Below are 25,653 nucleotides of genomic sequence, written 5' to 3'. Positions count from 1 at the left end.
GCAGGAAGCACGATGACCCCACCCGATGCCCTGTCGCTGGCGAGCAAGGCCGCCGCGCTGATGGAGCAGTTCGAGCGCCGCTGCGCCGAGCTCGAGCGGCAACAGCGGCAACTCGCACAACAGCTCGAACAGGTTGCGCAAGCGTTGCCGGGCGTCCTCGCGCGTTCGGCGCAGGAGACCTTGCAGCGCGTTCCCGACACGCTGATCCGCCAGGTGCAAACCGGTATCGACCAACCGGTCGCAGGGTTCGAGAAGCGATTGCAGCAAGCCGGCCGTTCGATCGGCGAAGGCGCCCACGCATTATCGGCGCAGCTCAAGCGCATCGAACGGCTGCAGCGCAGCCTGCTGTGGAAGACCGCCGCCATCGTACTGGGCAGCCTGCTGCTGTTGCTCGCCGGAGGTGGCTGGCTGCTCGTGCAGTATCGACAGGACATCCGCGACAACCAATTGCGTGCGCAATTGCTGCGCGCCTACAACCAGGCCGACATGACCTTGTGCAAGGACCGCTTGTGCGCCAACGTCGAGTCCAACGGCGCTGTCTACGGCGATCGTCGGCAGTATCGGCTGGTACGCCCGCGCTGAGGCCAACTGCTGGCGATAGCACGGACGAAGCCGGTTGCGAGCGCCCTGCCCGAACGCTCAGCGCACGATGCGTGGCCGCGGCGGCTTGCGCTTGCCGAACGGCGGCTGCCCGCGCCAGTAGCGGATCAGCAGCCAGCCGAACAGCATGCCGCCCAGGTGCGCGAAGTGCGCCACGCCCGGCTGCCAGCCGGTGAAACCCATCACCAGTTCCAGCGCGCCGAATACGATGACGAAGGTCCGCGCCTTCATCGGGATCGGCGGGAACAGCAGCATCACCCGTTGGTTCGGGAACAGCAGGCCGAACGCCAGCAGCAGGCCGAAGATGCCGCCGGAGGCGCCCACGGTCGGATACGGCTCGCCGCCGTTGCTCACCGTCCACCAGCCCACCAGCAACTGGCACAGGCCGGCACCGGCCACGCAGACCAGGTAATAGGTCAAAAAGCGCTTGTTGCCCCAGGTCTGCTCCAGCGGGCCGCCGAACATGTACAGCGCCAGCATGTTGAACAGCAGGTGCGAGAAGCCGCCGTGCAGGAAACCGTAGGTCAGCAGTTGCCAGATCTGGAAGTTCTGCCCGGGCGAAAACGCGTCGAACTGGCCGATCGGCCACAGCATGAATGGCGCGAACGTAGCCTCGCCCAGCAGCATCTGCAGCAGGAACAACACCACATTGCCGATCAGCAGGGCTTGGGTGACGGGCGGAAGTCTGGGAAACATGGTCGTGTCCGTGGCAACTGTCGGCCATCATAGCCGTTCGCTACTGCGGCCCCCATAACGCCGCATCGAGGTCGCGCGCCGGCGTTGGGGCCCGCTTCACCCGTCCGCCCTGCACCACCACGCCTTCGGTGCGCAACCGCTGGCACTGCTCGCGGAAACCGCACGAGCCCTCAGGGAAGGCGATGCGCCCGTCGCTGCGCAGCACCCTGTGCCAGGGCAGCGTCGCATCGGCATTGCCGCCGAGCACGCGCGCGACCAGGCGCGCGCGGCCGGGCAACCCGGCCAGGTGCGCGACTTCGCCATAGCCGCGCACCTGGCCGCGCGGGATCGCCCGGATCGTCGCCAGGATGCGTGCCTGGGCCGCCGCCGAGGTCTCGGCCGCCGCGGGACCGCGCCCGCTCATGCCGGCGCGGCCGGCGCCGGCCGCGACACCACCAGCACCCCGCCCAGCACCAGCAGCGTGCCGGCGATCTGCCACGGCCCCATCGCCTCGCCCAGCAGCAGCACGCTGAGCACGATGGTCGAGACCGGGCCGAGCATGCCGATCTGCGACGCCAGGCCCGAACCGATCCGCCGCACCGCCAGCATCGTCGCCAGCACCGGCACCACCGTGCACAGCGTGCCGTTGAGCAGCGACAGTGCATACATCGGCGTGGGCAGCCGCAGGGCATGCAGCGGGCGCAGCAGCAGGAACTGGGCGATGCACAGCACGCAGGCGATCAGGCTGGCGTAGGCGGTCAGCCGCACCGCGCCGATCCGCGCCACCATCTGGCCGCTGCCGACCAGGTACAGCGCATAGGCCAGCGCGCTGCCGAACACCAGCAGGCTGCCCCAGGCGGTGCGCGCGCCGCCGACCTGCAGGTCGTGGCCGAAGGCCAGCAGCACGCCGAGATAGCTCAGCGCCAGCGCCCACAGCTGGCGGCGCTGCGGCCGGCGCCGGAACGCCAGCACGCCGATCAACAGCACCAGGGTCGGGGTCAGATACAGGATCAGCCGCTCCAGCGTGGCGGTGATATAGGCCAGGCCGAGGAAATCCAGGTAGCTGGCCAGGTAGTAGCCGAGCACGCCGAGCGCGCCGATGCGCCAGCGGTCGCCACGCTGCAGCGGTGGCGCGCGGCGCGCGGCCCACAGCGCCATCGCCGCGAAGCATGGCAGCGCCACCAGCATGCGCAGCGCCAGCAGGGTCACCGCGTCCACGCCGTAGCGGTAGCCGAGCTTGACGATGATCGCCTTGCCGGAGAACGCGATCGCGCCCGCGGCGGCAAGCAACACGCCGCCCAGGTCGGCATGCGCCGTCGCCAACGGGGCCAGAGTCGAGCGACCGGGCGCGTTCATCGCGGACCGGCACCCAGGCGGAAACGGGCATCGTGCATGCCGCCCATTCTACGGCGGCAGTGCCCTGCCCAGTGCTGCGGGCGCTGAGGTGGAACGCGGCGGCGCGACCGACGCGCAACGCGCGTGCGGGCAGCGCGCCCCGACCGGCAACCCATCGCACGCATTCGCACCGGGATTGGCACAACTGCGACAACGGCGCCAACCCGGATCTGCAGCGAATTCGATACGGCGCCCTCGGCGCGCGCAACACCGGCGGCCACTAAGATCGACCGCCGCATCCCTGCCGACTTCTCGTAACGCACCATGATTTCGCACCGATGGGTCTTGACAGCGGGATCGTCCCTAATATCCGCCCCATGGCGTGCCATCCATCGCCCGCCAGACGCACACCACCATTGCTCATGCACGGTGCAGACAAGGAACGTCGGACATCACGGCCATGCCGAGCGCAGGCATCGCCGCGGACACATCGCCGCTCCGCGCGAGGCGAAAAGCGCGACGCGGTGCACTAGGCGCAGATGCCGCGCACGATTGCGGCGCGCGCCTGTGGCTTCGCCGCCCTCCCCCTCTCCCCACCAGATTCACTGCAGAGCATCCTATTCACATGCAAGCCAAATCCGCTACCGCATCGACAAGCACCACGCCGCGGGAGGTTTCCGCCGAAGCAGCGCCCGCATCGACCCATGAAACGACTGCGCCGCCGCCGGCCGATTCGTCCTCGCCCAGCCCCTTGCTGGGGCGCGCGCCACGCCGTACCAGCGACGCCGACACACCCGTCATCGTGCCTACCCCGCCTGCGCAAACGCCTGCGCACGCAGAACCGGCAACGACCAGCGACAGCGGCCGCCAGGCGACGGCTTCGTCCCTGGCGCATGTCCGCACCGCGCTGGAGGCGGGTGCGCAGCGGGTATCCGGCGTCGTTTCGCATGCGTCCAGCCAGATTGCTTCGGCAGTGCACAGCGGCTCTTCCAACATCGCATGGGCAGCCAAAGAACTATGGATGCTGAGCGACATGCGCACCATGCTGCAGTTGCAGGCGCATGACCCCGCATTCCTGGCGATTCTGCGCGGCATCGATCCGGAGCGGCCATCGGCCCACACCTTGGCCTCGTGCCGCGAGCAAGTGCAGCAGTTGCGCAACCTGTGCGAAACGGCGCAGGATCTGCAGTCGCATTTGCGCACCGCGATCCTGGGCGACATCGGCGCGGTGGAACAGGCGCTGGACCCGCTCGAACACGGCACGCCGGCGACGGGCCGGGCACTGAAGGCACTGGTCAATCTGGTCAACGCCTGGCCGCTGTTGGTTCCCAGCCCACTGCTCGCCAATCAGACCAAGACCTTTGCCTATTCCATCGCCACCGCCACCAAGGGCGTCCTCAGCCTGTCGATGTCGGCACTGCGCTCGACCGCGGACGGCCTGCCTTTTCCGCTGGCCGGCGGCGAACTGGGCCGGGAAGCCAACGAAATGCATTTCTATGCGGCGCTGCTCAATAGCATCTTTCTTGCCACCGAACTGCCCAAGAAATATGGCTCGGAATCGGTGCGGCAGAAGGCCCAAGCGATCGACGACAGCATCTATTTCCGCTCGGGCGCCGCCGTCGCCGCCGCCGCAGTGCTGTTGACTCCGTTCGTATGGAACAACGTCAAACAGTTCGCCAGTCGGGTCGGCGAGGGCGCCATCCGCGTGGCCGCCGCCGGCGCGGAACGGGTCGGCCTGGGCAATCGGGTACAGCCGTTGCGCGCCCGGCTCAGTCCCGCCCAAATCAGCGACGAACTGCGTGGACGCTTGAACGAGATCTGGCTGCAGCTGGAGAACGGACGCGCGGCGTTCGAGCAGAGCCGCCGCGACTTCACCGGAACCGACAGCGGGCACGAACTCACCCGAACCCTCAATTCCCAGTGCACCCACTTGCTGGAAACCTTGCACGATTGCACCTCGCGCTTCAGTAGTGCATTGGGGCTGGATGGCGACACGGCGGGCATCACCAGGCACCAGACGAAGAACTCCGATTTTTCTTCCAAACTGGCATTGACCATCCTGGGCGCCGGCGTCACCGGATCCACGGTCTTCTTCATCCAGCCCGACAAGATCGGCACCGCGGATTTGGTTGCCGATTCATTGGTGGTGACCGCGGTCATGGCGCAGTCGGCCTGGAACAAACAGGCGACCCGGCAAGACGCGATGGAACGCTTCAAGTCCATGAGCGCGGTCAGCATGGTGATGGCGCTCGCGCTGGGTGCGGACAAGATCTCCAAGGCCTTCACGCCCAACGGCCTGATCGCGTCGTCCCCGACATCGCCCTATTACGCAGGTCTGATCATGTCGCTCATGTCGATGACGATGCCCGGCCCGATGGCGCGCGGCGCGGAGATGGCGATGAACTGGGGCGGAGGAAAACTCCTGGGCCTATTCAAGGGGCCTGACGGCACCGCACTGGCCACCCGCGTCGCGGAGACTGTCGAAGAGCTGCAGGAGCATGCTGCCGGGGCACAGGCGTACCGCGAAAGCCTGAGCCCCGCCAAACGGGATCAGTTCGACGCGATGACGGGAGACAACATCCTGCAGGCGATCGACAACTCGGATGCACTGCGTGCTGCCGTGTCGCCGGCGGGGTCCAGCGTGACCATCACCGAGATCGCCGAGGAAGACACGACAACGCCCCCGCCCACCCCGGCAAGCGCAGCGCACGCGCCGACGCATACGCCCTCCACGTCGGCTTAGGGTTCGCCGAGCCTGCGCGTCGTGTGCGCCCGGGATGGCGCCGGGCGCCGCTCAGCGCATCAGCACCACTTCCTCGGCCGAGGTCGGATGGATCGCCACCGTGTCCTCCAGCTGGCGCTTGGTCACGCCCAGCTTCAGCGCCACCGCGAAACCCTGCAGGATCTCGTCGGCGCCGTCGCCGAGCAGGTGGAAACCGACCACCCGCTCGTCCTCGCCGGCGCACACCAGCTTGAACAGGCTGCGCTGCGGCGAGTCGGCCAGCGCATGCAGCATCGGCCGGAAATTGCTGCGGTACACCGTCACCGCCGCGCCGTAGCGCGCCCGCGCCTGCTCCTCGCCGAGGCCGACCTGGCCCAGCGGCGGATGCGAGAACACCACGCTGGGCACGTCGGCGTAGTCCAACCGCGCCTGCGGGCGGTCGCCGAACAGGCGATCCATCAGTTTGCGCCCGGCGGCGATCGCCACCGGGGTCAGGCCGACTCTGCCGGCCACGTCGCCGATCGCGTACACCCCCGGCACATCGGTGTTCTGGTAGTCGTCGACCAGCACCTCGCACTTGGCGCCCAGCCGCACGCCCAGCGCTTCCAGGCCGATGCCCTTGCTGTTCGGGCGCCGCCCGACCGCGAAGAACACCTGGTCGACGGCCGTGCCCGGCTGCGCGTCGGCGTCGTGCAGCTGCAAGCCGTCCCGGCCGCGCCGCAACGCACCGGCGCGGTAGCCGAAATGCAGGCGCACGCCCTGGTGGCGCAGGTTCTCGCCGAGCTGCCGGGCCAGCTCCGCATCGAAGCGCTCGAGCAGGCGCTCGCCCTGCACGAACAGCTCGACGCGGCTGCCCAATGCCTGCAACAGGCCGGCCAGTTCCACCGCGATGTAGCCGCCGCCGACGATCGCCACCCGCGCCGGCGCCTCGCACAGCTTGAAGAAATCGTCCGACACCAGGCCCAGTTCGGCGCCCTCGATCGGCGGCCGCAGCGCATGCGCGCCGGTGGCGACCACCACGTGGGCGGCGCTGACCCGCACCCCGTCGCCGCACTCGACCGTATGCGCGTCCAGCAGCCGGCCGAGGTACGGAATCAGCACCACGCCATCGGCGTCCAGACGCCGCCGGTAACTGCCGTGGATGCTGCCGATATAGCCTTGGCGATGCGCCACCAGTTCCGGCCACGACAGCGTGGAGCCGGCAATGGAGAAGCCGATGCCGCGCGCCAGATCGATGCGCGCGACCAGGTCGGCGGCCAGCCACATCGCCTTCTTCGGCACGCAGCCGACGTTGACGCAGGTGCCGCCGAGTTCGTTCGGCTCCAGCACCGCCACGCGGGCGCCGAGCCCGGCGGCGCGGAACGCGGTGGCGAGGCCGCCGGAACCGCCGCCGAGTACCAGCAGGTCGTAGTCGTAGACGGCCCCGCTCACTGAAAACGCTCCACGCGGTACGGCATGGGGTCGATCGCAGGCGTCTGCCCGCACATCGGGTCGGCCATCGGTTGTCCTGTCGCGCTGCTCATGCCGATGCCGAGCATGCCATGGCCGGCCGCAAGCCAGACGTGAGGATGGCGCGGCGAACGCCCGAGCGCCGGCGCACGCTACCGGACTCCAGGATCGGTACCCGGCGGCCGGCCTGCGCCAGCGCCAGGCCGGTGGCCTGCCCGATCGCGCCGGCACCGGCGATCAGGACATCGTCTTGCGCAGGCGCGCGCATCGCGACGGCTCAGCAGGGCTCGCGGCGGCGCAGCGGCTGCCAGCGCAGATAGCTCGCCGAGCGCCACAGCCATTCCGCCGGGCCGAAGCGGAAATGCCGCAGCCACAGCAGCGACAGCGCCACCTGCAGGGCGAACAGCGCGAACGCGAACGGGATCTGCCAGGCGCGCGGCAGGCGTTCGAAATAGCCCAGGCCATAGCCGTAGAAGAGCGTGGTGCACAGCAGCGACTGCAGCAGGTAATTGCTCAAGGCCATGCGCCCGGCCGGGGCCAGCCAGCGCAGCGCGCGCGCGGCGCGCAGCAGCCAGGCGGCGTAGCCCAGCGCCATCATGCCGCTGGCCAGCGTGGCCAGCGCGAACGCCGTCGCCAGGCGCAGGTCCAGCCGTGCCGGGTCCATCCACGGCTCCAGCCGGAAGCTCAACAGCATCAGCGCCATGCCCAGCGGCAGCACGCCCCAGCGCAGCGCCGCCAGCAGCCGCGGGAAGCGCTGCGGCTGCGCGGCCAGGCCGCTGCGCACACACCACGCGCCGAGCAGGAACATACCGAAGATGGTCGGCGCGTTGAACACCAGCAGGCCCAGCGCATCGACCAGATCGCGCGCGCGCTGCGCGGTGGCCGCGGCGTAGCTGCCATGGCCGAATACCCGCCGCTGCTCGGCCAGCGCCGCGGCGGCGCGCTGCGCCTGCACGGCCATCTCCTGCTGCCAGTGCGCGTCGGCCTGCGCCACCGAGCCCACCGCGCCCATCAGCAGCGACAGCAGCGGCGCGCACAGATAGACGGCGATCCCCATCCACGGCAGCCAGCGCGTCGGCGCCTCGCGGAAGGCGAGCAGCATGAACGCCAGCAAGGCGTAACTGACCAGGATGTCGCCGGACCACAGCAGCAGCGCGTGCAACACGCCGATCAGCAGCAGCACCGCGCTGCGGCGCAGGAAGAAGCCGCCGAACTCGCGCCGCGCCGCGTCGGCGCGCTGCGCCAGCGCCGCAAAGCCCATGCCGAACAGCAACGAGAACAAGGTGTAGAACTTGCCCTGCACCAGCAGGTACACCGCCGCGTCGGCGATGCGGTCGGCGCCGCGCAGCAGCGGATCCAGCCCGGTCATCGCCTGGTCGAGCGGACCGACGAAGCCCTCGATGTTCATCAGCAAGATGCCGAGCAGCGCGAAACCGCGCAACACATCCAGGCTGGCGATGCGTTCGGCGGGCGCGACGGGCTGCAGCACGGGAGCGGAGGAAGCCAAGGCGTGAGCACCGGCGAAAGACCGGCGATTATCCATCGCCGCGGCGCGCATGCACCAAGGCGCGTGCGCGAGGTGGGCGGCGGCGCGCGGCCGGCGCGGCGCCGCTCAGCGCCGCCGGTCCGGCCGGGCGGCGGTCACCACCGGTCCCGCGCGCCGGACCGGCGCGACGCTCAATGGTGGTGGCCGCCGTCGCCGTGCACGTGGCCGTGCTCGACCTCTTCGGGCTTGGCCTCGCGCACGTCGACGATCTCCACGTCGAAATGCAGGTCCTTGCCCGCCATCGGGTGGTTGAGGTCGACATCGACCACGCTCATGCCGACCTTCTGCACGGTCACCGCGCGCTGGCCGAAGTTGGTCTGCAGCACCACCTGGCTGCCCGGCTGCAGCCTGGTCGTGCCGAAATGCTTCTTCGGCACGCGCTGGGTCAGGCCCTGGCGGTACTCGCCGTAGGCGTCCTTGGCGGCCACGTCGACGCCGAAGCTGTCGCCGGCCTGCCGGTCCAGCATCGCACTCTCCAGGCCGGGGATGATGTTGCCGTGACCGATCAGGACCACCAGCGGATCGCGGTCCCTGGACGTCTCGATCGGCGCCTGGCCGGCTTCCGAGACGGTGTAATGGAAACGGACGACACGATCTTTTTCGATCTTCATGTGCAACTCTGCGCTGTGTCTGCCGGGGCGGACGGTGTGGACGGCTTGTCGGCCGCCGGGAGCGCCGCCATGATGGCGGCCATCTGAGGTCGCGCATTATCCCGGCTCCATGCACAACAAGCCACCCGTTGCATCGCCCGCGTGGCGCCATCGCCGCGGCTGGGCCGCCTTGCTCTGCATGGCCGCGCTGGCCGCCTGCGGCCGCCAGGAGGTGCGCTCGTGGCGGCCGCCGCCGGTGGCGGTGCGCAGCTGGCCGCAGGTGGCGCCGGCCGACCCGGCCGCGGCCAACGCGGTGCTGATGCGCGCGCTGGGCCTGGTCGGCACGCCCTACCGCTACGGCGGCAATACCCCCGCGTCCGGCTTCGACTGCAGCGGCCTGGTCGCCTACGTCTACCGCGACATGCTCGACCTGCGGTTGCCGCGCACCTCGCGCGAACTGGCCGCGGTGCAAGGCCCGCGGATCGATCCGCAGCGGCTGAGCGCCGGCGACCTGGTGTTCTTCGGCAGCAGCGGCAACGTCAGCCACGTCGGCATCTATGTCGGCGAAGGCCGTTTCGTGCACGCCCCCAGCAGCGGCGGAACGGTCCGCCTGGACCACTTGGACGGGGCCTACTGGCACGACCACTACACCGGCGCCAAGCGGGTTTTGCGCTGAAGTGTGGCTCTTATCACATTATCAATCACGAAAAATTAACGTTATTTGAACTTTCTCCCGTTGTGTACAAGGCATGATCGCCCATCGTTTTATTTTCGTGATCGAAGTGTGACGACCGAAGCCAAGACATCTCCAGGCATGACCATCGCGCCTCGCCGGGCCGCCTTCCGCCTCCTCTGCACCGCCTCGCTCTGCCTTTCGGCCGTTCCGGCCCTGGCCCAGTCGGCCACGGCCGACACCGTGGTTCCCGAAGCGATCGCGCCCGTCGCGGTGCCGGCCCTGGCGTCCGCCACCGCCGCCCCGGCACCCGCGGCCGCCAGGCCGGCCGCCGTCCAGGCACCGGCACGCAGCAAGGCCGATGCCGCCGCCACCGCCACCCTGGCCGCGTTGCTCCCGCACCTGGCCGCCAACGACACCATCCCGCTGATGGACCGCTCGGCGATGTTCGCCGGCGACATCAGCCGCCTGCTGGCCAACTACGACGTGTCCCAGACCCCGCTGCGCGAAGGCGTGGTACCCGGCGGCGACAAGGTCCAGTCAGTGCTCAAGCGCGCCATGGCGCTGCTCGGCACGCCCTACCGCTGGGGCGGCGAGGACACCGAAGGCTTCGATTGCAGCGGCCTGGTCGGCTACGTGTTCCGCACCGCACTGGGCATTGAGTTGCCGCGCGTGTCGCGCGAGATGGCGCGCGAGGCCGATGCCGAACTGATCAAGGACCGCGACGCGCTGGCGCCAGGCGACCTGGTCTTCTTCGGCCGCAGGGGCCGCGTCGACCATGTCGGCCTGTACGTCGGCGAGGGACGCTTCCTGCACGCGCCTAGCCGCGGCAAGGATGTGCGCGTGGACACACTGTCCAGCGGCTACTGGAGCGCCAAGTTCATGCAGGCGCGGCGCGTGGCGATGTAAGCCGCGCGGCGCACGCCGACAAACGAAGGCCGCTGGGGACAGCGGCCTTTTTCGTTGCTGCACGGCGCCGGCCGCATGCGCACCGTGCGGGCGGCGGGCGGCTCAGGCCTGGTAGTGGGAGATGGTGTCCTCGATGCCCTTGCTCAGGTCCATCACCTTCAGCGCGTACTCGGCCAGGCGGTGGTCCTCCGGCGTGTCCGGGCGCCACGACGGCACCGGCTTCGGCTGGCCTTCCACGCCATCCAGGGCCACGAACACGATGATGCAATGGGTGCACAGCCGCGAGTCGCCGCCCATCGGGTCGCGCGCACGCACGTCGATCGCGAAATGCATGCTGGTGCTGCCGGTATAGACCAGCTTGGCGCTGACCGTGACCATGTCGCTGATCCGGATCGGCGAGACGAAGCGGATCCCGCCCACCGCCACGGTCACGCTGTAGCGTCCGCTCCAGCCCACCGCCGCGGCATAGCCGACCTGGTCGATCCACTTCATCACCACCCCGCCGTGGACCTTGCCGCCGTAGTTGACGTCGATCGGCTCGGCCAGGAATCGGAACGTCAGTTCGCGTTGCACGCCACTCATCGGGGGCTCCAGGACAGAATAAGGAGCGCCGAGTCTGCCATGGCCTGGCCTGGTCTGGCCGGTGCCGAGCGCCTGGCGTTGCCGTGGCACTACCGCGCGTTCCCGTGCTGCGTCGGACGCCGCTCGCAGGACGGCCCCGCGCCAACGCATCGGCGGCGTCCTCGATGCGCATCACATCTTAATTTGATAATGAATATTATTCGCAATACAATCGCGCCACATTCGCGGCCCGCCGTCGCCCAGGCCGCGAACCGCCCGCCCCTACCCCCACGCTGCGCGCGTCCCGCATCGTGGCGCCGTCGCCGGCGCCACGATGCGGGCGCGCCGGCCGCTCTCCGAGTGTTCATGCCGCCATGCCATTTCCGTCCTCCCCGCCGCGCAGTTTCCCTCTGTGGTCGCTCTGCCTGCTGGCCGCTCCCGCGGTCGCCCAGCACGTCGGGGCCGCCGACGAGGAACAGCTGAAACTCCTCGACACCGTATCGGTCACCAGCACCCGCGCCAGCGGCCTCAATCCGCAGACCGTGGAGGCCGGCAGCTTCCGCGGCGCTGACATCCTCGACGTGCCGTCCACGGTCAACGTGGTCACCCGCCAGGCGCTGGACCTGCAGGCCGCCGCCGGCCTCTACGACGCGGTGCGCAACACCGCCGGGGTGACCCGCCAGCAGAACGGCGGCGACACCTGGGACCAGTTGGTGATCCGCGGCATCGCGGTGGAGAACCGCACCAACTACCGGCTCAACGGCTCGATGCCGGTCATGAACTTCTCGCAGGTGCCGCTGGAGGACAAGGAACGCGTCGAGGTGCTCAAGGGCGCCTCGGCGCTGTACTACGGGTTCACCTCGCCGGCCGGGGTGATCAACTTCGTCACCAAGCGTGCCGGCGCCACGCCGGTCACCACCTTCGGGCTGACCCTGGACCAGTACGGCACTGCGGTGGGCAGCGTCGACCTGGCGCGCCGCTTCGGCGCCGAGCAGCAGGTGGGCGTGCGCGTGAACGCCGCCGGCGGTGCGCTGGGCTCGTCCCTGGACGGGGTGGACGACGGCAGCCGCCGCTTCCTCTCGGCCGCGCTGGACTGGCGCGTCAACGACCGGCTGCTGCTCAAGGGCGACGTCGAGTACGACCATCGCCGCGTCACCGAGCAGGCCGCGGTGACCCTGCCCACTGCGGTCGGCGGCGTGATCACGCTGCCGCACCCGGTCGATCCCACCCGTCTGGTCGGCCCGGACTGGGCGGACTTCGAGGCCACCACCCGCAACGCGCTGCTGCGCGCCGACTACGCGCTGGCCGACGGCTGGGCGCTGACGCTGGAGGCCGGCCACTCGGAGATGGCGCGCGACCGCCGGCTGGCGATCTTCCGCTTCGCCAACAACGCCGGCGTGGCCAGCGGCGAAGGCGCGATCCGCGGCAACCAGCAGCACCACGTGGTGGATTCGGACCTGGCGCGCGCCGAGCTGTTCGGCAGCTTCGCCACCGGCCCGGTCGAGCACGAGCTGACGCTCGGCGCCAGCCGCACCGACAAGGGCCAGGACGCGATCTACCAGAGCAACTACACCATCGCCTCGCAGAACCTGTACGCGCCGCGGGTGATCACCGCGGTCGGCTACGGCGCGCGCCCGACCACGCCCACCACCGCCGCGCTGGACACCGAGGACACCGGCCTGTACGCGGTGGACCGCATGAAGTTCGGCCCATCCTGGCAGCTGATCGCCGGCCTGCGCCACTCGCGCTACCGCAGCGACCAGGGCAGTTCGCACTACGCCGCCAGCCAGACCACGCCGATGCTGGCCGGCATCTACAAGCTGGGCGAGCGCCTGTCGTTGTACACGTCCTACGCCGAGGGCCTGGAGGAAGGCGAGGCCGCCCCGACCGGCACCGAGAACGAGAACGAGCGCCTGGCGCCGGGCATCAGCAAGCAGAAGGAGCTCGGCGTGCGCTGGCAGGCGCCGAACGGCACCCTGGTGTCGGCCGCGCTGTTCGACATCCAGCGCCCGGGCTACTACACCAACAGCAACAACGTGTTCACCGCCGACGGCGAGCAGCGCTACACCGGCATCGAACTGTCCACCCAGGGCCAGCTCACGCGCCAGCTGGGCTGGCAGACCTCGGCGCAGTGGCTGGACCCGCGCTTCGCCGGGATCGGCGCCCAGTACGACGGCAAGCTGCCCGAGAACGCCGCGCGCCGCACCGGCAGCGCGTTCCTGACCTATGCCTTCGACGCGCTGCCCGGGCTGTCGGTCAACGGCGGCGCCTACTACACCGGCCGCCGCCCGGTGAACGACCTCGACCAGGCCTGGCTCGGCGACACCACCCTGCTGAGCCTGGGCGGGCGCTACGCCACCGCGCTGTTCGGCCGCCGCACCAGCTGGCAGCTCAACCTCGACAACCTGGCCGACAAGCGCTACTGGGCCGCCGCCGGCACCCGCCTGGCGGCCGGTGCGCCGCGCACCTTCAAGTTCACCTTCAAGGTCGACCTGTGAGGCGCGGCGGCCTTGCGCTGGCGGCCGCCCTGCTCGCCTGCGCGGGCAGCGCCGCGGCCGCCCCGCCGGCGGTCGATGCCGCGTTGCCGCGCTATGCGCCCCAGGCGGTGCAGGTGGACCCGGCGGCGGAGTACCTGAGCGCCGACGGCGCCGTGCGCATCGCCGGCGCCGAGCACGTGCACGCGATCGTGGAGGGCTTCAACGCGCTGTTCGCGCGCCACCACCCCGGCGTGCGCTTCGCCAGCGCGGGCAAGGGCACCAGCAGCGCGGTGCCGCTGCTGATGTTCGGACGCACGCTGTTCGCGCCGATGGGACGGGCGATCAACCCGATCGAGCAGGTGCCCTACCGCAAGATCGTCGGCGCCGACGCGCTGGACGTCCGGGTGGCGCACACCGCCGGCAGCAGCGCCGGCGGCCTGGCCACCACCCTGGCGGTGTACGTGAACCGGCGCAACCCGCTGGCGCAGCTGAGCATGGTGCAGCTGGCGCAGGTGCTGGGCACCGGCACCCCCGGCGGCGACCTGTCGCGCTGGGGCCAGCTCGGGCTCGACGGGGACTGGCGCGACCGCCCGATCCAGCCCTATGCCACGCCGGAGTACAGCGGCTTCGGCGACGCGCTGCAGCAGCAGGTGCTGCAGGGCCGTGCGCTCGCGCCCCGCACCCGGTACGCGGCGGACAGCGCGCGCCTGCTGCAGCGGGTGGCCGACGATCCCGACGGCATCGCCGTGGCCGCGATCGGGCTGGAGAACGCGCAGGTGCGCCAGCTGCCGCTGCTCGGCCTGCACAGCGGGCGGCCGCTGGCCGGCACGCCGCAGGAGGTGGTGGACGGCGACTACCCGCTCGGCCGCTGGCTGCACTTCTACGTGCGCCGCAGCCCGGGCCGGCCGCTGGACCCGCTGGTGCGGGAGTACCTGCGGCTGGTGCTGTCGCACGAGGGCCAGACGATCATCGCCGCGCAGCCGGACGGCTACCTGCCGCTCACCGCCGCGCAGGCCCGCCACGAACGCGAGAAACTCGACCGGACGACGCCCGCCCCATGATCGCAAGAACCCTGCTTGGCCTCGCCCTGCTGGGCGCCACGGTTGCGGCCGCGGCCGCCGAACCCCCGCCCGCCTACGTGCCGCGACCGGTCGCGGCGCCGGCCGGCGCCTCCTACCTGACCGGCGACGGCGCGGTGACCATCGTCGGCAACGACGGCCTGCAGGACGTCATCGACCGGCTCGACGCGCTGTTCGTGCGCCACCATCCGCAGGTGCGGTTCGCCACCGTGATGCGCGGCTCCTCCACCGGCATGCCGGCGCTGGCGGCCGGGGCCACCCTGTTCGCGCCGCTGACCCGCGACATGTGGCCGGGCGACCGCGCCGCGTTCCGCCAGCTGCACGGCTACGACGCCACGCCGGTGCGCATCGGCTACAACGGCTACGGCCCGCGCCCGCCGCACAAGACCCCGCCGGCGGTGTACGTGCACGCCGACAACCCGCTGGCCGGGCTGACGCTGGCGCAGGTGGCGCGGATCTTCACCGACGGCCAGGACGGCGGCGACCTCGCCACCTGGTCGCAGCTGGGACTGGACGACGGCGCCTGGGCCGACCGCCGCATCCACGCCTACGGCCTGCGCGACGACGGCGGCTTCGCCACCGGGCTGCGCATCGCGCGGCTGGGCGGGCGGCCGTTCGCGCTCAAGTACGAAGCGCTGCCGTCGCGCGAGGCGGTAATCCGCGCGGTGGCCGCCGATCGATACGGCATCGGCCTGCTCGGCTGGATCGACGCCGCGGCGGTGTCCTCGCAGGTGCGCGTGCTGCCGCTGGCACAGGCGCCGGGCGAGCCGTTCCACGGGCCGGACCACGCCTCGGTGCGCCAGGGCCGCTACCCGCTGTCCGCCGCGGTGCAGTTCTACGTCGACCGCGCGCCGGACCGGCCGCTCGACCCGCTGGTCAAGGAGTACCTGCGGCTGGCGCTGTCGCGCGAAGGCCAGGCGCTGCTGGAGGCGCAGCGCGACGCGGAGGAAGGCTACGTGCCGCTCAGCGCCGAGGACCTGGCGCGCGAACGCCAGCGGCTGGAAGCGCTGTAGCGCGGCGTGCCCGGCCCGGCGCCGCAGGCGCACGCCGCACGCGGGCCGGCGCCTGGGCGAGCATCCGCGCCTGCCGGCGCGGGCGGCCTCAGCGCACCTGGCCCGAGCGGTCCACCGGCGGCTCCTCGATCCCGACGTTGCTCGACGCGGCCTCGTACACGGCGCGGTCGAGCAAGCCGGTTTCCTTCGCCACCAGCACCGGCACCAGCATCTGCCCGGTGACGTTGGTCAGCGTGCGCATCATGTCCAGGATGCGGTCGATCGCGTACAGGTAGCCGATCACTTCCAGCGGCAGGTTGGCCGCGCTCAGCACCACCGTGGCCATCACCACCGCGGTGCCGGGCACGCCGGCGGTGCCGAAGCTGCCCAGCACCGAGGCGATCAGCACCACGAAGTACTGGTTGGCGGTCAGCGGCACCCCGGTGTACTGGGCGATGAACACCGCGCACAGCGCCGGGAAGATCGCGCCGCAGCCGTCCATCTTGATGCTCGCGCCCAGCGGCACCGCGAACGCGGCGTAGTCCTTGTCGACGCCGAGATTGTGGGTGATCGAGCGCAGCGCCACCGGCATCGCGGCGAAGCTGGAGGAGCTGACGAAGGCCACCTGCATGCCCGGCGCGGCGCCGCGGAAGAACTTCCACGGGTTCAGCCCGTGCGCCAGCAACAGGCCGCTGTAGACCACCAGGACGTGGATCGCGCAGGCCAGGTACAGCGCCAGCACGAAGTTGCCGAACGGCAGCAGCTTCTCGAAGCCGTAGCTGCCGACCAGCGAGGCGATCAGGCCGAAGGTGCCGAGCGGGGTCATCTCCAGCACGAAGCGGGTCACCTGGATCATGATGTCGCTCATCTGCGCGGTGAGCTGGCGCGCCTGCGCCACGCGCTCGCCGAGCTTGACCATCGCAAAGCCGAGCAGGCCGGCGAAGAAGATCACCGGCAGGATCGAGCCGCGCCCGGCCGCCAGCACCGTCTCGCCGGCGGCGTTGGTACGGGTGCCGATGCCGGTCAGCGCGTAGAACGGATTGGACGGCACCACGTCCAGCAGCACCTGGATCGGGCTGGGCACGTCGCGCGGCTTCCAGGCGCTGTCCACGCTCAGCCCGAAGTGGCCGGCGCCGGGCTGCAGCAGCGTGCCCACGCCCAGGCCGACGCCGACCGCCAGCGCGGCGGTGAGCACGAACCACAGGAAGGTGCGCCCGCCCAGCCTGGCCACCGATTGCTGGCCGTGCAGCGAGGAGATCGCGTTGATCACCGCAAAGAACACCAGCGGCACCGCGATCATCTTGATCAGGGTCACGTACAGGTCGCCCAGCGGCCCGAACCAGGTGTCCGCCGCCGGCCCCAGCGCCCAGCCGGCCAGCGCGCCCAGCACGAAGCCGGACACCACGCGCTGCCAGAACGGAATGCGCAACCAGGCGCTCACCAATGTCATCGATGCTGTCCAGAAAATGTCGGGCTCCCGCACCATAGCGCAAGCCGGCGCGGGCGACGACGCCATGGCTGGAAAAGCGCGATGTCATCGACGTGCCTTGTCGCAGCCAGCATAATGCGGGGCACTTCGTGCCCAGGGCCCGCTCCCCGTATGCGCCACCCCGTTCCCGCCTTCGCCGTCGCCTCCACCCTGCTGCTGGCCGCCTGCGCCAGCGCCCCGCGTGCACCGTCCGCCGCCGGCATCGCCCCGATCCAGATCCCCACCGTGGTCCATCCAGGCGGCGAGACCCCCGCCTGGTGGTACCGCAGCGGCGCGGCCAAGGCGGCCAACAACGGCGCGATGCGTGGCAAGGCCAGGAACGTGATCCTGTTCCTCGGCGACGGCATGAGCCTGACCACGGTCGCCGCCGCGCGCATCCTCGACGGCCAGCGCAAGGGCGCCTCCGGCGAGGAGAACCAACTGGCGTGGGAAGCGTTCCCGGCCACCGCGCTGAGCAAGACCTACAACGTGGATTCGCAGACGCCGGACTCGGCCGGCACCATGACCTCGATCACCACCGGGGTGAAGACCCACATGGGCGCGATCGGCGTGGCCGCCGGCAAGCGCAACGCCTGCGCCGACAGCCTCGGCAAGCGGCTGCTGACCTGGCTGGAGCTGGCCGACAGCGCCGGCCTGAACACCGGCATCGTCACCACCACCCGGCTGACCCACGCCACCCCCGCGGCGACCTACGCGCACGTGCCCGAGCGCAACTGGGAAAGCGACACCGACCTGCCGGAGAAGGCGGTGGCCGAAGGCTGCCACGACATCGCCCAGCAGATGGTGAGCGCGCGCTATGGCCGCGGCCCGCAGGTGATGCTGGCCGGTGGCCGCAGCCAGTTCACCACCGTCGAGCAGCGCGATCCGGAATACGACGACAAGGTCGGCCTGCGCCTGGACGGCCGCGACCTGGTCGGCGAATGGCGCCAGCGCCATCCGCAAGGCGCCTACGTGTGGAACCGCGGGCAGCTGGAAGCGGCGCAGGACGCGCCGGCGCTGCTCGGCCTGTTCGAACCGGACCACCTGCAGTTCGACCACGACCGCGACCAGAGCGCGGCCGGCGACCCGAGCCTGGCCGAGATGACCCGCGCCGCGATCCGCACCCTGTCGCGCGGCAAGGACGGCTACGTGCTGATGGTCGAGGGCGGCCGCATCGACCATGCCCACCACGCCGGCAACGCCTACCGCGCGCTGGACGAGACCATCGCCCTGTCGCAGGCGGTGCAGGTCGCGACGGAGGCGACCTCGGCCGAGGACACGCTGATCATCGTCACCGCCGACCATTCGCACACGCTGAGCTTCGTCGGCTATCCGCAGCGCGGCAACCCGATCCTGGGCAAGGTGCGCGGCACCAGCGGCGAGGACGCCAGCAACGGCGAGCTGGCGCTGGACGGCAACGGCCAGCCGTACGCCACGCTCAGCTACGCCAACGGCCCCGGCTACACCGGCGCCAGCAACCAGCAGCCGGCCGGCGTCAAGCGCTTCCCGCACGCGCCGAGCGGCTTCGAGCCGGCCAAGGGCCGCCCCGACCTGACCCATGTCGATACCGAGCAGCCGGATTTCATGCAGGAGGCGCTGGTGCCGACCAAGGCCGAGACCCATGGCGGCGACGACGTCGGCATCTGGGCGCGCGGTCCCGGCAGCGACGCGTTCCGCGGCAGCCTGGAGGAGAACGTGATCTACCACGTGATCGTGCAGGCCACCCCGAAGCTGCGCGGCCGCCTGTGCCAGGCCGGCGCCTGCAATGGCGACGGCGTGCCAGTGGAACTGCCGAAGCCGGAAGCGTTCATGGCCGCCGCCGCGGCCACCACCACCGCCAAGTGATCCTGGCGTGGCGGCGGCGAGCGCCGGCACGACGGGCATTGGCCACACTGGCCGCGATCTGCGCCGCGGCGTCGGCCTGGGCGCAGGGCGACGGCGCCTGCGGTGAGGCGATTCGGACGCCGGCAGGGACATATCGTGCCCGGCGGCAGGGTCGGCACCGACGCGCGCCCGGCGCTGTCGCCGCGGACACTGCGGCAAGTGAAGTGCGCTTCGAAGGCGCTGGCCTGGCCGTCCTGTCCGTGCAATGAACGGTCCTGTGACGTGCGCACCGACGGCGGCAGCCTGCCGGTGATCGTGCGGGACAAGGGCCCGGACGCGTTCGCCCAAAGCCTCACCCGCGGCATCTTCAATGGCCGCATCGGCTTCTACGATCGGCAACTGCGCGAAATGGTCGCGCCTGTCCACGATTTCGCCTGGCCGTTCGCGGACGGGATCGCGCAGGTCTGCGATGGCTGCCGCCCCGGCCCGCCCGACGGCGACGCGCGCACGCCGCTGCAGGGCGGACGCTGGTACTCCATCGACCACAGCAACCGCGCAGTGCCGCCACCCTCGCGCGGAACGTGCGGGCGGGCTGCGCGCGCCACGCCCCCGACCGAGGAGGCGGCCGCCGCCTATCCGAAACCCGACGCTTCGCCGACGGCCGGCTTGGCCCTACAGTGACGCGATGAATCTCCGTTCCGACGCTGCACCGCCATCGGCCGTGAGCGCCACCCTGCCCGATCCGGCGCCGGCCGCGGTGCTGGTCGGCTTCAGCGGCGGGCTGGATTCCAGCGTGCTGCTGCATGCGCTGGCGCAGCCGCCGCACTACCGCCGTAGCGGGCTGCGCGCGGTGCACGTGCAACACGGCCTGCACGCCGATGCCGAGGCCTGGGCCGCGCACTGCGCCGGGATCTGCGCAACGCTGGCGATCCCGCTGCAGGTGCTGCGCGTGCAGGTGCCGCGCGACAGCGGCCACGGCCTGGAGGCCGCCGCGCGGCAGGCGCGGCGTGCGGCCTTCGCCCAGCTGCTGGCCCCGGGCGAGTGGCTGGCGCTGGCCCAGCACCGCGACGACCAGGCCGAGACCTTGCTGCTGCGCGCACTGCGCGCCTCCGGCCCGGACGGGCTGGCGGCGATGCAGGGCCTGCGCAGCTTCGCCCACGGCATGCTGTGGCGTCCGCTGCTGGCCCTGCCGCGCAGCGAGCTGCATGCCTATGCGCAGCGGCACGCGCTGCGCTGGATCGAAGACCCGAGCAATGCCGACCCCGGCTTCGACCGCAACTTCCTGCGCCTGCAGGTGCTACCACTGCTGCGCCAACGCTGGCCGCACGCCGCGGCCGCGCTGGCGCGCAGCGCGCAGCTGTGCGCCGAGGCCAGCGCGCTGCTGGACGACGGCGACCAGACCGCACTGGAGGCGGTACGCGAGGCCGCGGCCGCGCCGCTGTCGCTGCCGTCCCTGCGCGCGCTGCCGGCGCCGCGCCGCGCGCGCGTGCTGCGGCGGTGGGTCGTACAGTCGGGCCTGCCGCCATTGCCCGCGGCCGGCCTGGCGGCGATCGAGCGCACGCTGCTGCACGCGCGCACCGACGCGTCCGCGCAGTTCGCCTGGCACGGCGCGACGCTGCGCAGCTGGCGCGACGCGCTGTACGCCGAGCGCGACCCGCCGCCGCTGCCCACCGGCTGGCAGGCGCACTGGGACGGGAGCGCGCCGCTGGCGCTGCCCGATGGCCGTCTCCTGCGGCTGCTCGGCGACGCGCCGCGGAGATTCGATGCGCCATTGCTGGTGCGGCTGCGCCAGGGCGGCGAACGCATCCTGCTGCCCGGACGCATGCATTCGCAGGCGCTGAAGCAAGTGCTGCAGGAGCACGCGGTGCCGCCCTGGCAGCGCGCACGCCTGCCGTTGCTGCACGACGCCACGCAACTGCTGGCCGCCGGCGAGCGCATCGTGGCCGCGCCGCTGCACGCCTGGCTGCAGATGCGGCGCGCGCGGCTGGCGCTGGACGCCGCCGCCACGCCATCGTCACCTGCCTCGCATTGACCCTGCCACCGGCGCCGCGCACACTGCCGCGATGCCCAAGAAGTCCCTAGACGATGCCTCCCCGGTCGCCCGCTTCGAGCAATCGCTCGAAGCGCTGGAAGTGCTGGTGGAGAAGATGGAGACCGGCGACCTGAGCCTGGAACAGTCGCTCAGCGCCTATGAGCGCGGCGTCGGCCTGTACCGGCAGTGCCAGCAGGCGCTGGAACAGGCTGAGCTGCGCGTGCGCCTGCTCAGCGATCCGGAGCAACCCGACATCGCCGAGCCGTTCGACCCCGCGCCGCTCCATGGCGGCTGACGCCGCGTTCGCGCGCTGGCGCCAGCGCGTGGAAGCCGGCCTGGACGCGCAGCTGCCCGCCGCCGCAGCGCCGCAGCGCCTGCACGCGGCGATGCGCCACGCCACCCTCGGCGGCGGCAAGCGCATGCGCCCACTGCTGGTCTATGCCAGCGGCGCGCTGTTCGGCGCCGACGAAGCGCGGCTGGACACGCCGGCACTGGCGGTGGAACTGATCCACGCCTATTCGCTGGTCCACGACGACCTGCCGGCCATGGACGACGACACGCTGCGCCGCGGCCGCCCCACCGTGCACGTCGTCTTCGGCGAGGCCACCGCGATCCTGGCCGGCGATGCGCTGCAGAGCCTGGCGTTCGAACTGCTGGCCAGCGCCGGCAGCGCCGATGCGGCGCTGCGCGTGCGCTGGTTGCAGACCCTGGCCGAAGCTGCTGGCGCCGCCGGCATGTGCGGCGGCCAGGCGCTGGACATCGACGCCACCGGCGCGGTGCAGCCGCTGGCCGAGCTGCAGCGCATGCATGCGTTGAAGACCGGCGCGCTGATCCGCGCCAGCGTGCGCCTGGGCGCACTCGGCGGCGGCGCCGATGCCGCCGCGCAGGCGCAGCTGGACGCCTTCGCCACCGCCCTGGGCCTGGCCTTCCAGGTGCGCGACGACATCCTCGACGTCGAGGCCAGTTCCGAGCAACTTGGCAAGACCGCCGGCAAGGACGCGGCGCATGCCAAGTCCACCTACCCGGCGCTGCTCGGCATGGACGGCGCCAAGGCCAAGCTGGGCGAACTGGCCGATGCGATGCGCGCCGGCCTGCACGGCCATGGCGCGCGCGCCGACGCGCTGGCGGCGCTGGCGCGGCTGGCGGTGGACCGCTCTCACTAGAGCATTTTCGATCCAAGTGATGCCGCTTGTGGGAGCGACTCCGGGTGGCCTGAGGCCACCCGGAGTCGCTCCCACAACACTCCGCTGGCTGCAAATACCCGAGTCGAAAATGCGCCAGCGACGCGGTGCTGCCGCGGAAACGCATCCCGCATGCAGCGCTGCCGCAGGCGCGGCTTCAGCCACGACAGGTTCTATCGGCGGCAGTGCCTGCCACGACTGCAGCCGCCCCTGCAGGTTCCATGTCTGCAACGACTTGCCTGCAGGGTGCAAGCGCGTTTCGGCCGGGGCAACCGCGCACTGCCGGCCTTGCTGCGCAGTCCAGACGCGGCGGCGGCGGCGCGCGATCGGCGGGTGGGCGAGCGCGGCACGGGCCTATCGCAGAACCCCAACACCTATCTCAACGGCAGCAGCACCGGCGCGCGCTACGCCTCCTGGTTCGACGCGTACAGCGCCAGCCACTACAGCACCGCCACGTCCAACTTCGTCAGCATCGACGCGGCGATCGACCAGAACGACGGCCAGGTCACCATCAACTGCGGCCGCAGCGACAGCGCCTATGCCAACCAGCCCTACCAGATCTACGTCTGCAACGCGTTCTGAAGCGCGCCGCCGAGCGGACCGGCACCGATTCCAAGGCCGGGACGCCGGTCCACGCGATGAGCCATTTCACCGTTGTCGCCGCACCCAGGACTATGCCTATGGCCAGAGCGCGACACCGCGCCTGGCCGCCAGCGACCCGGCGCGCGGTGAAGAACGCCGACAGCCACGAGTACTTCGCCGAGAACACCCTGGCGCAGAACTGAACCAGCGGTGAAGCGCGGCGAACGCGGCGGGGTGTCGCTGCCGCGATGCTCCCGTCAGCGCCGGCGGGCGGGCGGTGGACAGCCCGGGTCGCACGTCACGCCGGCACAGGACGCTCGTGGACAACAGCAGCGCCACGGAACATGCCGATCGATACATGCATGCCGCGATCCAGCGAAGTGCCGCGCGCGCCGCAATCGGGATAGTGGGCGACGGCAGATGGCCGTCGCGCCCCTCCCACACCATCCGGCATGCGGGCGCACCGGGCGGTTCGTGAGGTCGAGGTCGGGGCGGACGCGGCAGGGAGGCGATCGAAAGCAGGCCACCGTCGGCACGCGGCTCAGCGCCTCGGCACCGTTCTTCCACCAACTCCGGCGGGTTGGCCGCAATTTGTCGCGCGCGCTCCGGCGATGCACCCAGTTCGCACGGTCCCGGTACACCCTCGGAGCACCCTTCCAGTGCATCTTCTTGTTCTTCGGACCAAGGATGACGCGCCACGCTTCCTCCCCACGGTCGGTCGCCCTCCCGCAGTCCCTCGCGGTGGTCTGCTTGCCGGTGGACTCGCACCTCCAGCAATGCGCGCGTGCCGGCGCACATGAAAAAAGCCCGGCGAACATGCCGGGCGCTTGCACATGGCGCTCCTGCGCCTACTTGATCAGGCGCAGCGCGAACGGGTAGCGGTAGGCCACGCCTTCGTTGGCCTTGATCCCGGCCAGGATGCAGAACACCAGGTTCACCACCCACACCACCGGCATCAGCAGCCCGCCGATCACGATGACGCTGAGCACCACGCAGATCACGTAGGCGATGGCGACGGTGATCTGGAAATTCAGCGCTTCCTTGGACTGGTCGTTGAGGAACGACTTGGCCGGGTTGTCCTTGTGGATCAGCCAGACGATCAGCGGCACGATGAAGCCGGCGATGATGCCCGACAGGTGGGTGATCAAGGCGACCGTGCGGTCTTCCTGCGGGCCGCTGGCGGCCGGCGGCGGCGGCGGTGCGGTCACGTTGTCGAATTCGCTCATCGGTATTCCTTTCCTTAATGGTGGTGGGTGGGCAAGGCGCTTCGCGCGCCACTCTCGGTGGGCGGCGCGAGCCTGTCAAGTTGCCGCAACGCCGAGCCACGCCGCCGCGCCGCCGTGGCTCGGAGCGGTCCGTGCCTGTCGGAACAGACGGTCCGGCGCCACCCCCTCGCTGGCGGGCCACCGCGCACCCCGGCAACCGATCCGGCGCAGGCGCGGAACCGGACGACGGCGACCGCCGCCACGCCGCGTCAGGAGTTGCCGGCCACCGTCATCCTGCCGACCAGCACCGCGCCGATGTGCACGTGCGAGCGCACGTCGATGTCGCGGCCGACCGCTTCGATGCGCTGGAACATCTCGCGCAGGTTGCCGGCGATGGTGACCTCGTCCACCGGATAGGCGATGGCGCCGTTCTCGATCCAGAAGCCGCCGGCGCCGCGCGAATAGTCGCCGGTGACCGGGTTGACGCCATTGCCCATCAGTTCGGTGACCAGCAGGCCGCGCGGGATGCCGGCGGCGATCGATGCCAGGTCGTCCGCGTTGGCCGCCACCTGCAGGTTGTGCACGCCGCCGGCGTTGGCGGTGGTCTGCAGGCCGAGCTTGCGCGCCGAGTAGCTGCCCAGCACGTAGCGCTGCAGCACGCCGCCGGCGACCAGCGGCGCGGCGCGGGTGGCCACGCCCTCGCCGTCGAAGGCGGCCGAGCGCAGCCCGCGGCGCAGGTGCGGCAATTCGTCGATCGCGAACCAGTCCGGGAACAGGCGGCTGCCGACGCTGTCGAGCAGGAAGCTGGCGCGGCGGTACAGCGCGCCGCCGGACACCGCGCCAAGCAGGTGGCCGACCAGCGAACGCGCCATCTCCGGCGCGAACAACACCGGCACCTCGCCGGTGGGCAGCGAGCGCGGCTGCAACCGGGCCACGGTGCGCTCGGCGGCGCGGCGGCCGATCGCCGCCGGCTGCTCGAGATCCTCGCGCGCCAGCGCGCTGCTGTACCAATGGTCGCGCTGCATGCCGTCGCCGTGGCCGGCGATCAGCGAGCAACCGATCGAATGGTGGGTGCTGCGCTCGCGGCCGACGAAGCCGTGCGAGTTGGCGTACACCGACAGGCTTTGGCTGCTGCCGGTGGAGGCCCCGTCGGAATTGGCCACGCGCGGGTCGGCATCGCGGCCGGCGGCCTCGCAGGCCAGGGCCAGTTCGATCGCCTCGTCCGCCTCCAGCACCCATGGATGCCAGCGGTCCAGTTCGGGCGTCTGGCGTGCCATCAGCGCCGCGTCGGCCAGTCCGGCGGCGACATCGTCCTCGGTGTAGCGGGCGATCGCGCAGGCCTGGGCGACGGTCGCCTCCAGGCTGGATTCGTGCAGGTCGGCGGTGCTGGCGCTGCCCTTGCGCTGGCCGAAGTACACGGTGACGCCGATGCCGCGGTCGCGGGTGGCCTCGACGGTTTCCACCGCGCCCAGGCGCACGTTGACGTCCAGCCCACGGTCTTCGCTGCAGCTGACCTCGGCCTGGCTGGCGCCGAGCTCGCGGGCCCGCGCCAGCAGGCGCTGGGCGATGTCGGACAAGCGCTGCAGGCGTTCCAGGCTGTCGTCGCTGCGCAGGTCGGAGATGATCGCGTTCAATGCTTTATCCTTGTTGTGCGAGTCCCTTCGCGACAGCCCGGCCATCCATGGCCGGACTTGGGATCGTGCGATTCCTTCGCAGGAGCCCGGCCATCCATGGCCGGACTTGGGATCGTGCG

At 71.0% G+C, this 25,653-nt stretch carries 25 protein-coding genes and 1 pseudogene; 14 read left to right on the top strand and 12 right to left on the bottom strand.

Features of this window, described 5'->3' with window-relative positions:
* Positions 1 to 12 precede the first annotated feature (12 nt).
* The gene (locus G4Q83_RS01830) at positions 13 to 582 is read left to right on the top strand and encodes a relaxation protein (RefSeq protein WP_128418848.1); all 570 of its coding nucleotides are present in this window, start codon (positions 13 to 15) and stop codon (positions 580 to 582) included.
* Positions 583 to 639: 57 nt separating this feature from the next.
* Here the strand turns inward: G4Q83_RS01830 and G4Q83_RS01825 are convergent, their stop codons facing one another.
* From G4Q83_RS01825 to G4Q83_RS01815, 3 genes are read right to left on the bottom strand one after another with little or no spacing between them, the layout of a single operon-like run.
* Positions 640 to 1,296 carry a rhomboid family intramembrane serine protease gene (locus G4Q83_RS01825; protein ID WP_128418847.1) on the bottom strand — a complete coding sequence of 219 codons (657 nt, stop codon included), beginning with the start codon at positions 1,294 to 1,296 and terminating at the stop codon, positions 640 to 642.
* 40 nt (positions 1,297 to 1,336) lie between these two features.
* Positions 1,337 to 1,774: an MGMT family protein gene (locus G4Q83_RS01820; RefSeq protein ID WP_386272464.1), complete on the bottom strand. Its 438-nt coding sequence runs from the start codon at positions 1,772 to 1,774 to the stop codon at positions 1,337 to 1,339.
* Complete coding sequence (locus tag G4Q83_RS01815) at positions 1,696 to 2,631, bottom strand: DMT family transporter (protein WP_128418845.1); 936 nt, start codon at positions 2,629 to 2,631, stop codon at positions 1,696 to 1,698. Before G4Q83_RS01815 ends, G4Q83_RS01820 begins: the two co-directional genes overlap by 79 nt.
* A gap of 604 nt (positions 2,632 to 3,235) precedes the next feature.
* Between G4Q83_RS01815 and xopX the strand changes: the two genes are divergently transcribed.
* A complete protein-coding gene (xopX, locus tag G4Q83_RS01810) occupies positions 3,236 to 5,353 on the top strand; it encodes a XopX family type III secretion system effector (RefSeq protein WP_246432243.1) in 2,118 nt (705 codons plus the stop codon).
* Between the two features lie 51 nt (positions 5,354 to 5,404).
* Here the strand turns inward: xopX and gorA are convergent, their stop codons facing one another.
* The 5 genes and pseudogenes from gorA to G4Q83_RS01785 form a co-directional block, all read right to left on the bottom strand.
* Positions 5,405 to 6,763 carry a glutathione-disulfide reductase gene (gorA, locus tag G4Q83_RS01805; RefSeq protein ID WP_128418844.1) on the bottom strand — a complete coding sequence of 453 codons (1,359 nt, stop codon included), beginning with the start codon at positions 6,761 to 6,763 and terminating at the stop codon, positions 5,405 to 5,407.
* Positions 6,760 to 6,927: pseudogene (locus tag G4Q83_RS01800) on the bottom strand (amino acid dehydrogenase); the annotation flags it as partial. The pseudogene G4Q83_RS01800 and the gene gorA, both read right to left, overlap by 4 nt.
* Positions 6,852 to 7,049 carry a hypothetical protein gene (locus G4Q83_RS01795; RefSeq protein ID WP_128418843.1) on the bottom strand — a complete coding sequence of 66 codons (198 nt, stop codon included), beginning with the start codon at positions 7,047 to 7,049 and terminating at the stop codon, positions 6,852 to 6,854. The gene G4Q83_RS01795 and the pseudogene G4Q83_RS01800, both read right to left, overlap by 76 nt.
* Before the next feature lie 9 nt (positions 7,050 to 7,058).
* The gene (locus tag G4Q83_RS01790) at positions 7,059 to 8,324 is read right to left on the bottom strand and encodes a DUF418 domain-containing protein (RefSeq protein WP_170069119.1); all 1,266 of its coding nucleotides are present in this window, start codon (positions 8,322 to 8,324) and stop codon (positions 7,059 to 7,061) included.
* 134 nt (positions 8,325 to 8,458) lie between these two features.
* Entirely contained in the window at positions 8,459 to 8,938 is a 480-nt protein-coding gene (locus G4Q83_RS01785; protein ID WP_128418841.1) for an FKBP-type peptidyl-prolyl cis-trans isomerase, read from the bottom strand.
* Positions 8,939 to 9,047: 109 nt separating this feature from the next.
* Between G4Q83_RS01785 and G4Q83_RS01780 the strand changes: the two genes are divergently transcribed.
* The gene (locus G4Q83_RS01780; RefSeq protein WP_386272468.1) at positions 9,048 to 9,593 is read left to right on the top strand and encodes a C40 family peptidase; all 546 of its coding nucleotides are present in this window, start codon (positions 9,048 to 9,050) and stop codon (positions 9,591 to 9,593) included.
* Between the two features lie 108 nt (positions 9,594 to 9,701).
* A complete protein-coding gene (locus G4Q83_RS01775) occupies positions 9,702 to 10,499 on the top strand; it encodes a C40 family peptidase (protein ID WP_386272469.1) in 798 nt (265 codons plus the stop codon).
* A 102-nt stretch (positions 10,500 to 10,601) separates the two neighbouring features.
* Here the strand turns inward: G4Q83_RS01775 and G4Q83_RS01770 are convergent, their stop codons facing one another.
* On the bottom strand, positions 10,602 to 11,081 hold the full coding sequence (locus G4Q83_RS01770) for an acyl-CoA thioesterase (RefSeq protein WP_128418839.1): 480 nt from the start codon (positions 11,079 to 11,081) through the stop codon (positions 10,602 to 10,604).
* Positions 11,082 to 11,434: 353 nt separating this feature from the next.
* Between G4Q83_RS01770 and G4Q83_RS01765 the strand changes: the two genes are divergently transcribed.
* Genes G4Q83_RS01765 through G4Q83_RS01755 form a run of 3 tightly spaced genes read left to right on the top strand, consistent with a single transcriptional unit; the run spans position 11,435 to position 15,629 of the window.
* Entirely contained in the window at positions 11,435 to 13,558 is a 2,124-nt protein-coding gene (locus G4Q83_RS01765; RefSeq protein ID WP_128418838.1) for a TonB-dependent siderophore receptor, read from the top strand.
* A complete protein-coding gene (locus G4Q83_RS01760) occupies positions 13,555 to 14,598 on the top strand; it encodes a PstS family phosphate ABC transporter substrate-binding protein (protein ID WP_128418837.1) in 1,044 nt (347 codons plus the stop codon). Before G4Q83_RS01765 ends, G4Q83_RS01760 begins: the two co-directional genes overlap by 4 nt.
* Positions 14,595 to 15,629 carry a PstS family phosphate ABC transporter substrate-binding protein gene (locus tag G4Q83_RS01755; protein WP_128418836.1) on the top strand — a complete coding sequence of 345 codons (1,035 nt, stop codon included), beginning with the start codon at positions 14,595 to 14,597 and terminating at the stop codon, positions 15,627 to 15,629. The genes G4Q83_RS01760 and G4Q83_RS01755 overlap by 4 nt, the downstream gene beginning before the upstream one ends.
* An 88-nt stretch (positions 15,630 to 15,717) precedes the next feature.
* On the opposite strand, the gene G4Q83_RS01750 is transcribed toward G4Q83_RS01755, so the two are convergent.
* Positions 15,718 to 17,058, bottom strand: a complete 1,341-nt coding sequence (locus G4Q83_RS01750; RefSeq protein ID WP_128418835.1) for a dicarboxylate/amino acid:cation symporter — start codon at positions 17,056 to 17,058, stop codon at positions 15,718 to 15,720.
* 150 nt (positions 17,059 to 17,208) lie between these two features.
* Here G4Q83_RS01750 and G4Q83_RS01745 point away from each other — a divergent pair, with 150 nt between their 5' ends.
* From G4Q83_RS01745 to G4Q83_RS22840, 7 genes are all read left to right on the top strand, one after another.
* Positions 17,209 to 18,921, top strand: a complete 1,713-nt coding sequence (locus tag G4Q83_RS01745; RefSeq protein ID WP_128418834.1) for an alkaline phosphatase family protein — start codon at positions 17,209 to 17,211, stop codon at positions 18,919 to 18,921.
* 261 nt (positions 18,922 to 19,182) lie between these two features.
* Positions 19,183 to 19,581 carry a WG repeat-containing protein gene (locus G4Q83_RS01740; RefSeq protein WP_185817322.1) on the top strand — a complete coding sequence of 133 codons (399 nt, stop codon included), beginning with the start codon at positions 19,183 to 19,185 and terminating at the stop codon, positions 19,579 to 19,581.
* A gap of 40 nt (positions 19,582 to 19,621) precedes the next feature.
* Positions 19,622 to 20,932 (top strand): tRNA lysidine(34) synthetase TilS, encoded by a 1,311-nt coding sequence (gene tilS, locus G4Q83_RS01735; protein ID WP_246432242.1) that lies wholly within the window; start codon positions 19,622 to 19,624, stop codon positions 20,930 to 20,932.
* 31 nt (positions 20,933 to 20,963) lie between these two features.
* Positions 20,964 to 21,227, top strand: coding sequence for an exodeoxyribonuclease VII small subunit (locus G4Q83_RS01730; RefSeq protein WP_128418832.1), 264 nt, complete (start codon positions 20,964 to 20,966; stop codon positions 21,225 to 21,227).
* The gene (locus G4Q83_RS01725) at positions 21,217 to 22,095 is read left to right on the top strand and encodes a polyprenyl synthetase family protein (RefSeq protein ID WP_128418831.1); all 879 of its coding nucleotides are present in this window, start codon (positions 21,217 to 21,219) and stop codon (positions 22,093 to 22,095) included. The genes G4Q83_RS01730 and G4Q83_RS01725 overlap by 11 nt, the downstream gene beginning before the upstream one ends.
* Positions 22,096 to 22,401: 306 nt before the next feature.
* Positions 22,402 to 22,695, top strand: coding sequence for a M35 family metalloendopeptidase (locus G4Q83_RS22845; RefSeq protein WP_246432241.1), 294 nt, complete (start codon positions 22,402 to 22,404; stop codon positions 22,693 to 22,695).
* Positions 22,696 to 22,751: 56 nt separating this feature from the next.
* Positions 22,752 to 22,898, top strand: a complete 147-nt coding sequence (locus G4Q83_RS22840; RefSeq protein WP_246432240.1) for a M35 family metalloendopeptidase — start codon at positions 22,752 to 22,754, stop codon at positions 22,896 to 22,898.
* 645 nt (positions 22,899 to 23,543) lie between these two features.
* Here G4Q83_RS22840 and G4Q83_RS01715 read toward each other — a convergent pair.
* Together G4Q83_RS01715 and pmbA are read right to left on the bottom strand one after the other, a co-directional pair.
* Positions 23,544 to 23,921: a DUF4870 domain-containing protein gene (locus G4Q83_RS01715; RefSeq protein WP_128418829.1), complete on the bottom strand. Its 378-nt coding sequence runs from the start codon at positions 23,919 to 23,921 to the stop codon at positions 23,544 to 23,546.
* Between the two features lie 248 nt (positions 23,922 to 24,169).
* A complete protein-coding gene (gene pmbA, locus G4Q83_RS01710) occupies positions 24,170 to 25,534 on the bottom strand; it encodes a metalloprotease PmbA (RefSeq protein ID WP_128418828.1) in 1,365 nt (454 codons plus the stop codon).
* Between the last annotated feature and the right edge of the window lie 119 nt (positions 25,535 to 25,653).

It is taken from the genome of Xanthomonas theicola, assembly GCF_014236795.1.
GTDB classification, from domain to species: Bacteria; Pseudomonadota; Gammaproteobacteria; order Xanthomonadales; family Xanthomonadaceae; genus Xanthomonas_A; species Xanthomonas_A theicola.
This window is presented reverse-complemented; position numbering and strand designations above follow the sequence as displayed.